The organism is Mucilaginibacter sp. R-33, assembly GCF_049949235.1.
Taxonomy (GTDB): Bacteria; Bacteroidota; Bacteroidia; order Sphingobacteriales; family Sphingobacteriaceae; genus Mucilaginibacter.
Genome location: NZ_CP188089.1, coordinates 575562 through 590957, shown reverse-complemented (window position 1 = coordinate 590957; position 15396 = coordinate 575562). Strand labels below are relative to the sequence as shown.

Sequence of the window (15396 nt, the reverse complement as noted above, 5' to 3'; positions counted from 1 at the left end):
CCGCCCTGTTTTTGGTAAAAATTAAAGTGTGCTCCGTTCAAATAAAATGGTTGGCATCGTTAAGCTGATCTTTTCTTTATTGACGATAGCCCGCCCGGCCAGTGTACCCATACGGGCAAAATCGGCCGAAAAAGTAGTAATGCCGATGATCTCTTTGGCCGGCTCATCATTGCTCGATAGTACACCCACATCTTCACCGGGAATAAGTTGCATGCTTTTACAATCGCGCATAATTTGCCATAAAGCAAAGTTGTCTAAAGTAAAATAAACTTTCCCCTTTTCAACCGAACCATGGGTATACTCCTTAATGATACGGCCTTTGATGTTAAAATCCTTCAGGAATTTCTTAAACGATGGCACGATCTCTTTCGGATCGAGCGACGCCGGCGAATGATAAAATATAATCTCATTAAACTTTTTGATCTTAGGGGCCAGTTCGGCGAGGATACGGTATGATGATTGGCCAAACTCCTGGGTAATGTGGTTAAAATCGCCATCCATAGGTTCATACCTGTCAAACATCAGGAATTTATTTGGTGGGATAGCTCCCAGCAGTTCTTTTGTTTTTGGATGAGGGATAGGCGCTATTACATACATGCCATATTTTCCCCTGATCTGGTTAAGAATGGTTTCGAATATCTCGATATCACCATGGTGAAAGTAAGGGTTTAACCGGATATTAGGACCAAGCTCATAACGAAAATTGCGGTAAAACTGCTCTTCAAAACTATCCAGATTATACATTAACAGGGCTACATTCAGTGTCTGTTCCGCGTTACTGTTGGCCACAAAATAGCCATGCCTGTTTTTGGATTCAACAATGCCCCTGCTAATCAGTTCCCGGTACGCCTTAATGATCGTCTCCCTCGAAAACCCCAACTCCTTAATCAACTTGTTTACAGATGGCAGCATCTCGTCCTGGCCTATAACCTTTTCGTTAATAGCGTTGATGATGCCCTGCACAAACCTATCGTGTTTGGAATAGGAAGGGATATCTGTAAGCTTTTTGATCTCCTGAAAAATTTTATCCATTGTGCCAGTACATTTTAGCCAAAGTAAGAAAAAAGGCGGCAAACCCGTTGCTCTTTTTCGCCGTTACCAATCGGCCTGTAATTCCGATCGGATACAAATGTTTGGCAGCCGGGGCTGCCAAACATTTGTATTTTAATTAATACCCGGGATTTTGTTTTAGATTTTTATTCAAATCTATCTCTGTTTGAGGTATTGGGAATAAATAATTTTTAGCTGCATTAAATACACGCGGTGTTCCTACTTTAATAGTAGTGCCCGGTGTAAGGGTCAGCGCGCCATTAGTTTGGCTCACGCTACCTTGCAAACTGCCGGTAACCTGCCCGTTCATTACCTGCTGACCAATTTGCCAGCGCTGGATATCAAACCACCTCAAGCCTTCAACTGCCAGCTCAACCCGACGTTCACGGCGTAATAAGGTGCGTAAACTTGCCTGGTCGTTATATTTTGCCTGATCAACAGCAGGCATGTTTACGTCAGGACGTTTTCGTACCGAGTTGATATCATCATATACCGTAGCATCGATTTTATTGCTTTCGATCTTGGCTTCGGCATCCATCAATTTAATTTCGGCAAAGCGAATCAGAATTACATTCATGCCTACCTGGTCCATGTTCGGGAAGTCGGCAATTACAGGAGTATATTTCCTTAAACCATAAGCAGATGGACTGCAATTGTTATCGCCCCAATGGTCGATAGTTTTAGGACTGCCTGACAGAGGATCATAGTACTGCCCGTAAGGCAACCTGCTGCTATACTGCGCACCCGGATAAAAAACGGTTGCGCTCAACCTCGGATCGCGGTTTTTATAAGGTTGCGTTGGATCATATCCCGATGCAGGATCATCAATGGTTTTACCGTTGCTTGTTTCATAAGCATCTACCAGACTTTGGGTTGGAGCTATAGAGTTATAGCCTCCCAATGAGTTGATGGTCATATTCCTGGCCCATCCAAAGTTATTATCGCTCGCTTTAAATTGAACATCCAGTATCACTTCCTGGTTGTCAGCAAAAGGCTGGCGGAACAGATTAACATAGCTTGGATAAATGCTATAGGTAAACGGCGGCGCCATCAACGCCTGGCAATCGGCAATACACTCGGTGTACATTTTATTAAAAAGCTCAATCCTGGCTTTTAAAGCAATGGCAGCACCACGGGTTACACGGCCAATATCACCACCTGAATAGCTAACCGGCAGATCGGGCGCAATGGCAGTAAGTTCTTTAAGTATATAGGCTACAACATCAGCCTTGGTTGCCTGTACCGTTTTATTGGCCTCATCGGGCGAAACATTGTGCTCAACCAGCGGAACTGCGCCATATAACTGGCTAAGCGTAAAATACTCGTAAGCCCTTAAAAAACGGGCCTCAGCAATAAGCCTGGCCTTTAATGTGGCATCCATGTTGGTGCTGCCAACGTTATCCAAAAACCAGTTACAGGTTTGGATACATTTATAATTCCATTTCGAGTATCCCGTATTGGTTGGGGTTGCTATCCCCGCCGAAAGCGACAACCAGTTTTCCCAGGGGAACTGATCGAATGTGTTATCAGAGTTATTATCGGCAAAAACTCCGTAGTAGCCGTTATTGCTGCCTCCCCATTTAGAATAGCAGCCATTTAAAGCAGCAAGGGCATCGTTGGATGATTTCCAGAGTACAGTATTGGTGTACGAATCTAATGGCGCTCTGTCCAGGAAAGCCTTTCTGCATCCCGAGGCGGCCACCGAACCTAATATAATTACGGTTATGAATAATTTTTTCATCGACATTTTTTTAATAATTAAAATGATACCTCGATACCAAGGGTATTAGTTTTTAACTGCGGATAAGATCCGTACGCGTTGTTACCGGCGCTGGTTTCAGGATCAACCCATTTATAAAAGCTGGTGAACGTGAGGATATTCTGCCCGCTGTAATAAATCCTCACTCCTTTCACGCCTATTCGCTGCAGTGGCTTGCCTGGAATGTTATAGCTTATCAATAAATTTTTGAGCCTTAAATAAGAAGCATTCCTAACCCAAAAAGATGACACAAAGCTCTGCGGATTATTTTGCGAATAAGTTGACCATAACCTTGGGAAAGTAGCCGAAGTATTTTCCGGAGTCCAGGCATCGAGCAATGCCTTAGTTGGATTGCCGATGTTAGGCTGTTGCAATGAACCTAACTCGAAGCCCTGAACATAGTTTTTAACACCCAAAGCTCCCTGAAAAAAAGCACTTACATTAAAACCATGCCAGCCAGCGCCAAGTGTAAAACCAAATGTTGTTTTTGGGAAAGGTGTACCCAGGTATACACGGTCGTTACCATCAATAACACCATCGGGTGTGCCGTTAGGCCCGCTGATATCTTTGTACATCAAATCGCCTGGACCAATAACACCACCGCTTTGTTTAGCATGCTGGGCTACCTGTTGTTGTGTCTGAAAAATACCTTCAACCTGGTAACCGTAAAAGGCTTTGATAGGCTCGCCAACAACCAGTCCGCTCGAGATAGAGCCGGTACCTGCCAAATCAGTTATTTTATTGGCTATGAATGACGCGTTTACCGCTATGTTGTACGAAACACTACCGATTTTATCGCGGTACACGGCGGCAAACTCCCAGCCTTTGTTGCGCACCGAGCCTGCGTTTTGGTAAGGTGTGGTAAAACCATAAACATTGCTGGCAGGCAGTTGCAGCAGGATATCGTTGGTGTTTTTAACAAAGTAATCGGCTGTGAAACTTAATTTGCTGTTCAGCAGTTCCATATCGAAGCCAACGTCGGTAGTGGTCGATTTTTCCCAGGTGATCAGGGGATTAGCGCCGTTATTAAGTGCGATACCCGGTGCCAGGGTTTGGTTAAATGAATAATTTTGCCCGCTCGAAATAACGGAAATAGCAGGGTAAGGGCTAACAATATTCAGCGCCCCCATGCTGGCCAAAGTTTGGCTGCTGTTGTTAAAATTTACCAAAGTTTGGTTACCCAATTTACCCCATGAAGCTCTTAGCTTAAGAAGGGGAATAGTATTGGATAAAGATTCAAAAAACGATTCTTTCGAGATATTCCAACCCGCCGAAAAAGAAGGGAATACGCCCCATTGCTGCCCCCTGGCAAAACGCGATGAACCATCGTCACGAATGTTAGCTTCCAGCAAATACTTATCATCGTACGAATACCTTACGCGGCCAAAATATGACAACAGAGCTAATTGACTGGCTGTACCGGCATTTTGCTGACCTAAGGATGGTGCCGCGTCAATTTGTGACAATGAACCATTTAAAAAGTTTTGCCTGTAGGCATACAGATACTGGTAATTGGTAAGTTCTTGCGAAGCGCCCGCTAATGCATTGATACTATGTTTACCAAAAGTCCTGTCATACTCCAACAAACCCTGCAGGTTGTAGTAGCTGTTAACCACATTAGCATTAGCCAGTGAACTTTGGCTAATGGTAGTAAGTACCGATGAAGGATTTTTCGGATCATAGTAAACATCCGCCGGTTTAAATTCCTGCGCGGGGTTAGCATTGTACCTGTACGCAAATGATGGCTTGAAATGCAAACCCTTAAGCGGTTCCCAAACGGCACCTACATTACCTGTAAAAAGCGTATTTTGATTATTGTTATACCCCGGCGAATTAAGCCAGGCAATAGGGTTACCAAACGACAGGTAGTTATAAACTCCGTTTTTATACTGGTTTACCACTGTGCTGCTCATGGCGGCCGTTGTACCTATAATACCGCCGATATCGCCGCCACCCAAACCATCAGGCGCTTTAGCTGGCGCGTATAAAAACGATAAGTTGGCGTTAATACTAAAATTTTTTGTTAAGGCCGAATTGATATTCATGCGGGTAGAATATCTTTTGAAATTTGACTTCGCGATAATACCATCCTGCTGAAAATAACCGAGTGAAAAGGCGTACTGGGTTTTCTCATCTCCCCCGCTGATATGGACAGCATGATTTTGCTGAAAGCCGCTCCCTTTGTATAGGAAACCTTGCCAGTCGGTATTGGGGTGAGTGTCAGGGTCAGTTTGATTTTTAAACTTGGTGATGTCGTCGGCTGTCCAATAAGGAGTTTGACCTTCGTTGGCCAGAGCCTGGTTGTAAAGGGTAGCCGCCTGCCACGATGGTAAAAAATCGGGCAGGTTCGATGGTTTCTGTTTACCAAAATAACCATTATAGTTTACCTGCATTTTGCCGCTTTTACCGCGTTTGGTAGTGATCAGTATCACGCCATTAGCAGCTCTCGATCCGTAAATTGACGCTGATGCCGCATCCTTCAATACTGAAACAGACTGCACATCATTCGGGTTCACATCTGATAAACTACCAATGACCCCATCAACCACCACCATCGGATCGCTGTTGTTTAACGTTCCGATACCGCGGATATTAATGTTACCCGAAGTGCCCGGCTGTCCGCCGGTTGTAGTAACGGTAACGCCGGCCATGGTGCCCTGCAAAGCGTCATTAAGATTGGTAACGGGCCTGTCCTGCAGCTCCTTTGAACCTATTGAAGCTACCGAACCGGTTAGGTTAGCTTTTTTCTGCGTACCGTAGGCTACCACAACAACCTCATTCAGGTCTTTCGTTTTTTTATCAGGGACCATGATTACGTTCCCATCCCAGTTGGCGGTGACTTTTACCGTTTGTTTTTCATAACCGATAAAAGAAAATAAAAGTGTGGCATTTTGGGGCGTACTGATCTTATAAGCCCCATCAGTATTGGTAACGGTGCCTTGCGACGTGCCCACAAGGCTTACACTTACCGAGGGCATAGGTATCCCTTGCTCATCCCTCACGAGCCCCGAAATCGATTTAAGCTGCTGGGAAAAAGCTTGTTGAATACTGCATAACATGACACAGCAAAACATAACAAGCCCCAGGGTTTTAGGTACTTTTCTTTTCATAATTGATTTTTGATTTAATTGGTCTATTCTGGTCTATTATGTTATAAAAGTAGAAACTTTTTAGACACCGTCAAACTTTTTTTTAATAATTTGAGAGCGGGGGATAATATTGGAAGATAGTTGTTGTAGCAATATTGCATTAACCATTTAGTAATATTGCATTACGTAATCAATATGCACTATGCAAGATATGGCGGATGTTATCGTCCCAACGGCCAATAGCAGCAATAGATTCTGGTAAAACTACCGAACTGATGGAATTGATTGAACTCCATCCGTATTTGGTCGATGACAAATTACAGAACAACAGTAATGGTTATTTCAAAAACCCTTACTTGCTGTGGTTTGTAGCAGATAATCCTATGGGCAGCAGTAACCAGTGACAACTGCCCTAAGAATCTCCTTCGGCTTGATTTATATATAATTTGGTGTTAAATGGTTTTCAGCGCGTATTTAGTCGTCTCTATTTCAAACGCCGGATTCGTGGATCGGTGAAATCCTGTCTGTATTTTCCAGGCTTAACCGGCAGCTCATTCTGTATCAATGCATTTTTTTGTGCCCGTCCCAATGTTCCGCCAGTTTTCCGTTTAATCAAAATGTGTACCGTCGTTGCCGTCTATTATGACGGGCGTTCCACATCGCCCGCTGTACCAACGGTAGGTGCATTCCGCAAAGGGCGGAATTTTCATAGACCGTACCGATCTTACCGGCCGGAACAATGGTATCAGAGAGCCACCTTATCCGGTGCTGTTTTTATTTCTGGCTTTTCCTCAAATGTCCGCTATTACTTCTTAGAGGATAGCCCGATCATGTTTTCCTCGGTATCCTGTATCAGGGCGATAAAGCCGCCGTCCGGGACCGGCAATTTTGCGCGCAGAACTTTACCACCTGCGGCGTCGACCCGGCTTAGTTCGGCATTGATCTCATCCGTGGCAAAATAAACCAGGGTGCCGCCAGCTCCCGGTTGAGCTGCATCCATTTTCACCAGCGCACCGGTAGCGCCGTTCGTTTCCGGATCGCCCGTAAAGAAGGCATATTGCATCTCTGGATGCCGTTCATTATTCATTGGAACATCTTTTAGTTCACATTGAAATACTGTGTTATAAAAAATTCTTGCTCTTTGCATGTCTGAGACATAGATCTCAAACCAGTTAATAGGATTTTTCATCGTCTTTTTTTTAATTAATTTATATCTCAAAATTAGCGCTGATGAAAATCCACCTGCTTGCCATATGGCAAGTAATACTAAGCGGTCGTAATTTCTTTGCGTATTCTGCTTAACGAGGTATCGGTTATACCCAGGTAAGATGCAATGTATTTTAAAGGACAATGCCTGACAATCTCAGGCCGGTCCTTGATGAGGTTTAAATATCTTTCTGTAGCAGTGATGGTCAGCGAATCAATGGAACGTTGTTTTAACAGATATAGCTGGTTAGTTGACCATATACGTCCCCATTCCCGTAAGCCTTCCATTTTATAAAGAAATTGCTCAAAGACAATGTAGTCTATTTTCCATACTGTTCCATTAGTTACGGCCTGGAAGTTTTCTTTCGACGCCATCCTGTGAAATAAGGAGAATGACTCAATCAGTATATCGTTTTGACAATAGAATTCAGTGGTAACCTCATTGCCGTCATAATTGTATAAGCAAGATCTGAACACTCCATTTTCAATCAGATAAAATTCCCTGGCAATCTTCCCGGCTTTTAACAGCGATGTTCCCTGTATCACATCAACTTTAACATGTGCTTTACAAAATCCCTCGTAGTCCTGGCCTTTAAGCAGATCATTAGCATACACCCGCTGAAAAATTGATGTCTCCATTGCGCAAAAATACCATTTACGGATATGTTAGCTGTTGTCTTATTCATGAGTACATGGTTTTTTAGTATCACCATAATTCGAAAAAAGACTGTGGACGCATCACAGTTATAGTTGATCTTTGTAACTATTAGCACTTTGAAGTATGAACATAACAACGTATACGTTTCAGCAAACAAAAATTGCCGAAGTCATTTCTGAGGAGCAGATAATTCTGACTTCTCAAGACGGTTTGGATCTGTTGGGTAATTTATATTACCAGGATTTTGACCGGATCATCATTCATGAAAAAAACATTACTCCGGAATTTTTTAACCTGAAAAATGGAATGGCTGGTGAAATACTCCAGAAGTTTTCAAACTACCGCGTACGTCTTGCCATAGTGGGTAATTTTAAGAAATATCATGGAAAAAGTATCGCCGAATTTATTTATGAAAGCAACAAAGGTAAAATGGTCAATTTTGTAAGCTCGCAATCAGACGCCATAAAGATGCTTTTAAACTAAGGAAGGATAATCTTCATTCTGCAATAGTATAAACCTCTCTTTAACTGTTTTCATGGCGAATGGTGAATAAGCATCGAGTAGATCCTCTATAAACAGCCTTTCGTCAAAACCTTCGTATAGCAGGTGAAGAAACTTCCCATCTCGTTCTGGCAACCGAAGCAGCTTACCGAGCCGGCTTGCATGTTGTTTTTAATCCCTGGAAGATGCATGGGAGTGCCGATGAACAATTTTGTACATGAATAAAGCGGCAATAAAGACAGAGAAGCTTAGAAAAAAAGGTTTCGATCTCGTCTTTGTAGCTGGCTGTGAATATACTATTTTCAGCAAAGGAGCCCTCCCGGGAGAAGCCTTAAATGAACGTATTTCATGGATGATTACCAATGGAGGAGCAGCGCCTCATGGTCAGGAAAAAAGCCCGGCGATGCAGGAAGCATCTAAACGGCTGAATAAAATACTTGCTAAAATTTGCGACGGTGTGCGTTCTCATTCTAACAGACTGATGACCTGTTCATCATAAACCTGGGACGATGTAGACTGGAAACTATTTGACATTGCAGGTAGATTATTATAAAAGAGGGGAGTCTGCCGAAGCATACGTAACTGAATTGGCGAAGTACAAGTCAAAAAAAAAACCTTCGGTGGCAATGGAAGTTGTGCTTATGAAGCGATGCTGAAACGGTGGTCCAAAAGTTTTCCCATCGGGCATAATGGTGTTTGTTTAGGTTTATCGGTTCGGATTAACGGGATTATTATGTTCCCGGTTATTTTTATCTATAAGTTTTTTCTTTTTTCTGCTGTCCACAATCAGGGTTACTACAGCATATATGAATACGGCCAACATGGCCAGGATTTCCTGTGTGTTTTTTTTGACAATGCCGTCCACCACGCAAATGGGGCCCAGCACTGTCAGGCAAATAAGGGTCGGTTTTCGCGGCAATAAAATGGCCATGGTAAATAATTTAATTGGTTAGTAAATTTCGCGGTGTATAATAATTTACTGTATAACCAGGTCTGCTTCAATATTTAATTCATTATCCGCTTTCACCTTGTCCCAAATGTGTACTTTTACGTGATAGGTCTCCCCTGCTGCCATCGGTCTTGCAATGGTGATATCACCGCGCAGTTCGGTAGCGCTTGCCGGCGGATAGCCCTGAGCACCTGCAAACAGGTCGGCAGCATTAAGTACCGTTGTTCCCTTTTTATCAGTTACCAAGAGCATCATCCCCGGGAAAACCTTTCCATCTTTAAGCCCATAATTGTTTAGGCCAAGCGCTACAATAGCTATTTGGGTGTTCAATTGTACTTTATTATCGGTCATTCGTTTATTGGCCGGGTCAATCAATAAAACATCGCGCACGATAAAGCCATTGTAGCTGAAAGATAAACCGGTGCGGAAGTCTTTTTTTGCGCCTTTACTATAGTTGCATCCGGCAAATATCATACAACTTAATAGCATGAGAAGCGGTATCGCTAAGGTTGTTTTTAGGTTTTTCATTGAAGTTAAGAATGTTGTTTTGAAACCAGCCAATATGATCACCACTGATTGTAAGGCCAGTACAATTTCTTCACAAAGAAACGTAGCTCACCCAAAAATTACTTTCGCATATGTTGCAAATACTTTTGAATTTGTTGCGTTGTTAACCAGCCCGTTTCTAAACCTGGCATCTTATTTTGATCTAGCTGCCAGGATGCACAAACTGATAAGCACATCAGGGTAATGTAAAGTGGTTTTGATGGGTTGTTATAGATGTTCATGCCTCACCCTGGTACGGTCAAGTTTAAACTTTGCCTCGGTCTTCGGCTGTCGGCCGTTTGGTAAATCCTTAAGCGATTTATCAATTATGCCGAGCAGAGCGCTGTAATATTAAAGCTGACGAAGATCGCCACACGTAAAGGCATGGAGTTCCATGATCATGCTCCGTACGGAAGTGCCCTGTATCGTCCTACAAATGTCTGGCCCACGCCACATGCAAAACAGCAGGAATGCACATTCAACTAATCAGCGCCGATACCCTCAAAACGAATAAACCAATGACGGTATCACATCGTTTATGAGACGATTATGTTAGAAATGTAATATGCAAATACAGTGTCAACCTTTTTATTTTTCAAAATCATTTTTATTTTAATAAACGAGTTGGTAAAGCCAGTTTTATTTATAGTGAGCGATTTATTGAGCAGGAAAATCAAATTGTCATAAAACATTGATTTTAAAGCAATACCAGGGTTCGATTCCCACTCTGAGTACAGAACGGGAAAGACGGTTAGACAGCCGCTCTTTCCCGTTTTTTTTATGCCCCAACTCGCTGTTAATCTGATATATTAGCAAAGCCACTTCATTGATTCTTCGGGTTCGATAATTATTTCCATCAAACTGTAGCTTCTCCCTATATATCGAACCCAACAAGGCCCTTTTGGTCAATGCATCTCCATCTTCATACAGACTTTCCAGCATAGAAAGTGCCTTTACGGCCTTTAAAACCATGTTATCAATGCTTGCTGTGTTCGATTTCTGTATCTTTAAGTCCGCAAGGGCTGCTTCTAGCCTATTTATCTTTACCTCACAGTCTTTTTTCATTATAGCAAAATCCGCAGGTTCTAGTTTTTCGTCAAACAGCATCTCCCTGGCGTTAGACAATTTATTGTTTAATTCCGTAATCTGCTTGGAGATTCCGCTCAAACTGACCACCTGATTCCGATTTAAAGTGACCAGGGTATTCCGGACCAAAGTGACCACCTGATTCCGGATCAAATTGACCACCCCATTTTTGGTAGTTTATGCATCAGACGCTGGCCGTCCTTTTAAATGCCAAATACAGTCGCCGGGTGAACGAGTTGATCGGTAGCCTCATTAGGTATGCGAAATAGCGCTGAAAGCCTCTAATAAAGCAATGAACGGCCATAACCAGAATGGAGATCCTGCAATCACCTTGCATATTAAAGCTTCGAAAAGAAAAAAGAGGTTATAGATAGAGCAGCACCAGGCTAAATGGAAATTGGTAAATAATTATCTTTGTTTATGCTGCTAAAGCATGAGCTGCATTTCTTTGCCAGCAAACAGGTGGTCAGTTTTGCCACGGAATAGGGTGTAACATATCTCCGAAACGCCCACATTATACAGAGGCGATTTATAGGTATCTTAAATATGAGCAAATTCCGCAAGCGTTCCATTGTGATTACTGCAATGAAGCGGACGGCAATCATTAAATATCTTCGAAGTTTTCCAATTCTGAACTATTAAATAGGTTCAATTGTTCAAGTTTTGGAATGGCACCATATTTACCAGCACTATAATCTTTATCAAAAGACGCATCATTACGGATTGACGCATCTTTTATATATAGGCTGTTTATGCTTGTTGCGCCAGTTTCGTCCCTCTCAGCAAATATCATTTGATCTCGCCGCAAGGTTTTTTTCAGCAATGATGTATTATGACAGGTACAGATTAATTGCGCCCCATTGGGATTATTGTCTTTTGAATTGAAAAGGCCAACAATCATTTTCAATAAATGCTCATGAAAGCGTGAATCCAATTCATCCACCCACAATATTTTTCGCTCAATTAGTGCCTCTAAAATAACCCCAAGCAATGCGATGTATTTTTGAGTTCCAAGCGACTCATCTTTAATCAGGTCAAATAATGTCGTTTCCAAAAATTTCTTTTGGTCGTCAAAAACTTTATGAGATGTTTTTAAATGAAAATTCTCATCCGTTGAAAACATAAATGATACAAAGCTTTCAGAAAGGCCACTTTTCGCAGCTTTTTCTTTGATTGCGGCTTCAATACCTAAAAAACCTAAATCTGATTTTTTAATTATGTCATGTATTCTTTCGCGATAGATAGGATGTTTAAGCAAGTTACCCGTATGATTGATTAAATTTTCACTATCTCCATCAAATAAAACTAATGAGTTGGAAAACCAATTGGAAATAGTAAGTCCGAGTGTCACATTAAATTGAGCCAATACTGATATAAACAGCGAATTAGCCCTAATGAACTCCCGAAGAACGTCAATTTTATTTTTCGGCTCATTAAGTAACCTCTTATCAACATCCAAGCTATTATTGCGTCGTTCAAAAAGCTGTTCTTCTTTCTTTTTATCCACCATATAAAGCCACTCGTGGTGAATTTCTTTTCGACTGATGATAAAACCGTAGCGATACCTTATCTCTTTGACAATAAAAGTTGCTTCAAAAGAACTTGGATAACTTAATCTGCTTTTGGTTAAGCGAAAAGGTTGAACAGGAATTTCCTCGTTTGCTAAACTTTCTTTTGAAGATGTTAGCACAAACTGCTGCATAAATCGGAAAGCCTTTAGCAGATTACTCTTTCCTGTAGCATTCGCGCCATACACAACCCCACATTTAATCAGTTTTAGATCCCGCATATAGATGGGGTAAAAAATATTGCCAGGATTTTCTTTAATGGTACCCGCATCTAATCGGAGTCGTGTGTTTCCACGAAAGGAAAGATAATTTTCGACCGAAAATTCTACGAGCATAATTGACTTATTAACAAAAAATCGCCTTTTTCACAGTGAAACCAAATATATGTGTTTATATGTGGAAAAATAAAATCTCATTTTGAGAAATTTTCACAAAATCACAAGAATGTTATATTTAGCTTTGGGTATCAAAATGATAATCAGGGTTTTTACTTAAATTAAAAAACATGGCAGATTGTGACAATTTATTTAAAGAGTATAACGGGAAAATTACCCCTTCAAGTACACAGCGGCAAAAAATGAAGACCTCTCGTAAGTCGTTAGAAACAAAAATTTCTGACAAACTATTTGATAAACTTGGAATGCGGCCAACGTTTTACACACAGGGTTCCGATACACCAAAGCTAAAAACCATAATTATCAAAGAAGATGGGACTTTCGACACTGACCGGGGTGTTTATTTACCGAGTAAACCGTCAGTAAATGGAGAAACTGTGCAAAGTTATATCTACGATGCAGTAAAAGACCATACACAGGATGGTGCGCAACATCGCAAAAAGTGCGTTAGAGTGTTGTTCCGTTGCGAATACAACATCGATTTTCCCGCTTATTACGAGGTAGACGGAGAAGATTATGCTTATATGGCTGTCAAGGGCGAAGAATGGATTAAAGATGATCCCTGGCACATGGTTACATGGTTAGAAAACTATAAAGATGATAACGGTCAATTTATAAGAATAGTCAAATACTTAAAGGGATGGGCATCTAAACGTAAGAGTAATGGTAAAATGCCAAGCGGTATCGCTTTGTCGGTATGGGCGGCACGACATTTTGTAACGGACGCTGGACGCGACGACAAATGTTTATTGAACGTGTTGAACTCTATTAAATCAGCAATTACCTATTCTGTTAGTTGTTATGCGCCGGTGGAGCCTTACGATAATCTGACTGCCAAACTTACTCAGGCCCAAAAGGATAATTTCAGGGAGGAACTGACCTTGTTTTGTGATGATGCGCAAAAGGCTATTGACGAAGATGACCAACTAAAGGCATCCAAACTTTGGCGTAAGTATTTAGGTGATAGGTTTCCTGAAGGGAACAGTAAAGAGGATGAAAAACGTGCCGATGCACTTTTGGCTTCGGCGAAGCTTGTTTCAAGCGGAGCCTACCTAGGCAGGAGTGGCAACATCAACGCGACTGCGGGGGTATCACATTCATGGCATAGAAATCATGGAGGATAATTACAGATACATTCCGTTTAAGGGCGTCAATCCGGTAAAAAGATTGTACGAGGAGAAACATCTGCTTGAAAAAGCCTATGATTTTTTAAAAGTAGTAATCCGCGGTAATACGTTGTTTGCTAAAGGTTTCTGCCAACCGAGCGAATATTCCGGAGTTTATGAATATAAATTAATGTTTACTCCAGGAACCAGGCCGATGGTATTTACAACACAGCCTCAAATTAGCTATAATAACGATATCCATATGTACAGTCGCGATGGTAGCCTATGCTTGTTTTACCCGAAGGATCGAAGTTTTACCCATGTGTCACACTTATTTGATACCATTATTCCTTGGACACATGAATGGTACCTATACTACGAGCTTTATTTACTAAAAGGCAAATGGTTACACCCTTACGTTGATCACCGAAGAATTTAATTATTAATATCACAATTATGGCAGCATTAGATTACAATAAAAGACTGGCGAATTTACAAAGCAGAAGATATGACCCTGGATTGAGAGAGTATGCGGTTACCAATAAATTCAGCGCATCAGATGTTCCGGCAGACGTAAAATACCTGTTTGAGTCGATGAGGCCCATTGATCAAAAATATAATGCCAAAACCATCCAGGCAGCCGAAAATGTAAGAACACGCCTGGAACGGGATTTCAATTTGCATTTTCAGCGTGACTATCGAACACAAGGATCTGTAAAAACCAACACTAATATCCGTGTGCACAGCGATTTCGATCTGCTTACCATTGTAAATAAATATTTTTACGAAGAAACCAATAGTGGTGCGGTGTATACCGCTACAGACCCTAATGATGATATTGTCGAGATGAGAAAGCAGGCAACTGCCATCATGAAAAGGCAATATGATAAAGTTGATGATACTGGCGATAAATGCATATCTATCGAAAACCAAAATCTGCACAGAAAAGTAGATATAGTTTTCGGTTTTTGGTATAGCACTGATGAATACAAAAAAAATAACAATGAGTATTACCGGGGTGTAGATCTTTACAATTTCAAAATAAAGCAGCGTCAGCGGGATTATCCCTTTGCTACCATGTCGAATGTAAACTACAAGGGTGATCAAACATTAGACGGATCGCGCAAAGGGATACGGCTACTTAAAAATCTGCGTGCCGACTCAGATACCGATTTTAAGTTATTAAAAAGTTTTCAGCTTACTTCTATTGTTCATGGGATTGAGGACCACTTGTTGGTTTATTATCAAGGTAGCGAATTGAAGATAGCGCAGGAAATGTCTGAACAGTTAAAAAAATTGATTGAAGAACCGGCATACCGTGTTTCGCTACAAAGTCCAAACGGAATTGAACGCCCTTTATATTCTGCTGAAACCGTACCGGAACTTATAAAATTAAAGGCAGACTTGGATCTGCTAATTGAAGATGCCGCTACAGACATTGCTGGAAGCTACAATTTGCAACGCACAATTTTATCTTATTAAT

The 15396-nt window shown here is 41.5% G+C and carries 15 protein-coding genes; 6 read left to right on the top strand and 9 right to left on the bottom strand.

Going from position 1 to position 15396, the window contains the following annotated elements:
* Nucleotides 1-21 precede the first annotated feature (21 nt).
* The 3 genes from ACP26M_RS02700 to ACP26M_RS02690 all read right to left on the bottom strand — a co-directional run bounded on the left by ACP26M_RS02700 (nt 22) and on the right by ACP26M_RS02690 (nt 5919).
* Nucleotides 22-1032: a winged helix-turn-helix domain-containing protein gene (locus tag ACP26M_RS02700; protein ID WP_426585933.1), complete on the bottom strand. Its 1011-nt coding sequence runs from the start codon at nt 1030-1032 to the stop codon at nt 22-24.
* Between the two features lie 136 nt (nt 1033-1168).
* Complete coding sequence (locus tag ACP26M_RS02695) at nt 1169-2791, bottom strand: RagB/SusD family nutrient uptake outer membrane protein (RefSeq protein WP_426585931.1); 1623 nt, start codon at nt 2789-2791, stop codon at nt 1169-1171.
* 17 nt (nt 2792-2808) lie between these two features.
* A complete protein-coding gene (locus ACP26M_RS02690) occupies nt 2809-5919 on the bottom strand; it encodes a SusC/RagA family TonB-linked outer membrane protein (RefSeq protein WP_426585928.1) in 3111 nt (1036 codons plus the stop codon).
* 197 nt (nt 5920-6116) lie between these two features.
* On the opposite strand from ACP26M_RS02690, the gene ACP26M_RS02685 reads away from it, so the two are divergent.
* Nucleotides 6117-6302 carry a hypothetical protein gene (locus ACP26M_RS02685; RefSeq protein ID WP_426585926.1) on the top strand — a complete coding sequence of 62 codons (186 nt, stop codon included), beginning with the start codon at nt 6117-6119 and terminating at the stop codon, nt 6300-6302.
* 401 nt (nt 6303-6703) lie between these two features.
* On the opposite strand, the gene ACP26M_RS02680 is transcribed toward ACP26M_RS02685, so the two are convergent.
* Together ACP26M_RS02680 and ACP26M_RS02675 are read right to left on the bottom strand one after the other, a co-directional pair.
* Nucleotides 6704-7087 (bottom strand): VOC family protein, encoded by a 384-nt coding sequence (locus tag ACP26M_RS02680; RefSeq protein ID WP_426585924.1) that lies wholly within the window; start codon nt 7085-7087, stop codon nt 6704-6706.
* 77 nt (nt 7088-7164) lie between these two features.
* Nucleotides 7165-7743 (bottom strand): Crp/Fnr family transcriptional regulator, encoded by a 579-nt coding sequence (locus ACP26M_RS02675; RefSeq protein WP_426585922.1) that lies wholly within the window; start codon nt 7741-7743, stop codon nt 7165-7167.
* A gap of 142 nt (nt 7744-7885) precedes the next feature.
* Here ACP26M_RS02675 and ACP26M_RS02670 point away from each other — a divergent pair, with 142 nt between their 5' ends.
* The gene (locus ACP26M_RS02670) at nt 7886-8245 is read left to right on the top strand and encodes a DUF4180 domain-containing protein (RefSeq protein ID WP_426585920.1); all 360 of its coding nucleotides are present in this window, start codon (nt 7886-7888) and stop codon (nt 8243-8245) included.
* A gap of 235 nt (nt 8246-8480) precedes the next feature.
* Entirely contained in the window at nt 8481-8762 is a 282-nt protein-coding gene (locus ACP26M_RS02665) for a hypothetical protein (protein ID WP_426585918.1), read from the top strand.
* A gap of 207 nt (nt 8763-8969) precedes the next feature.
* Here ACP26M_RS02665 and ACP26M_RS02660 read toward each other — a convergent pair whose 3' ends face one another.
* The 4 genes from ACP26M_RS02660 to ACP26M_RS02645 form a co-directional block, all read right to left on the bottom strand.
* Nucleotides 8970-9194, bottom strand: a complete 225-nt coding sequence (locus ACP26M_RS02660; protein WP_426585916.1) for a hypothetical protein — start codon at nt 9192-9194, stop codon at nt 8970-8972.
* 45 nt (nt 9195-9239) lie between these two features.
* Nucleotides 9240-9740 carry a hypothetical protein gene (locus ACP26M_RS02655; RefSeq protein ID WP_426585914.1) on the bottom strand — a complete coding sequence of 167 codons (501 nt, stop codon included), beginning with the start codon at nt 9738-9740 and terminating at the stop codon, nt 9240-9242.
* A gap of 699 nt (nt 9741-10439) precedes the next feature.
* Nucleotides 10440-10865: a hypothetical protein gene (locus ACP26M_RS02650; RefSeq protein WP_426585912.1), complete on the bottom strand. Its 426-nt coding sequence runs from the start codon at nt 10863-10865 to the stop codon at nt 10440-10442.
* Between the two features lie 583 nt (nt 10866-11448).
* Nucleotides 11449-12747 (bottom strand): AAA family ATPase, encoded by a 1299-nt coding sequence (locus ACP26M_RS02645; RefSeq protein WP_426585910.1) that lies wholly within the window; start codon nt 12745-12747, stop codon nt 11449-11451.
* A gap of 170 nt (nt 12748-12917) precedes the next feature.
* On the opposite strand from ACP26M_RS02645, the gene ACP26M_RS02640 reads away from it, so the two are divergent.
* From ACP26M_RS02640 to ACP26M_RS02630, 3 genes are read left to right on the top strand one after another with little or no spacing between them, the layout of a single operon-like run.
* Nucleotides 12918-13931 (top strand): cyclic GMP-AMP synthase DncV-like nucleotidyltransferase, encoded by a 1014-nt coding sequence (locus ACP26M_RS02640; protein WP_426585908.1) that lies wholly within the window; start codon nt 12918-12920, stop codon nt 13929-13931.
* Complete coding sequence (locus ACP26M_RS02635) at nt 13921-14352, top strand: hypothetical protein (RefSeq protein ID WP_426585906.1); 432 nt, start codon at nt 13921-13923, stop codon at nt 14350-14352. The genes ACP26M_RS02640 and ACP26M_RS02635 overlap by 11 nt, the downstream gene beginning before the upstream one ends.
* A gap of 17 nt (nt 14353-14369) precedes the next feature.
* The gene (locus tag ACP26M_RS02630; protein ID WP_426585904.1) at nt 14370-15395 is read left to right on the top strand and encodes a hypothetical protein; all 1026 of its coding nucleotides are present in this window, start codon (nt 14370-14372) and stop codon (nt 15393-15395) included.
* Nucleotide 15396 lies beyond the last annotated feature (1 nt).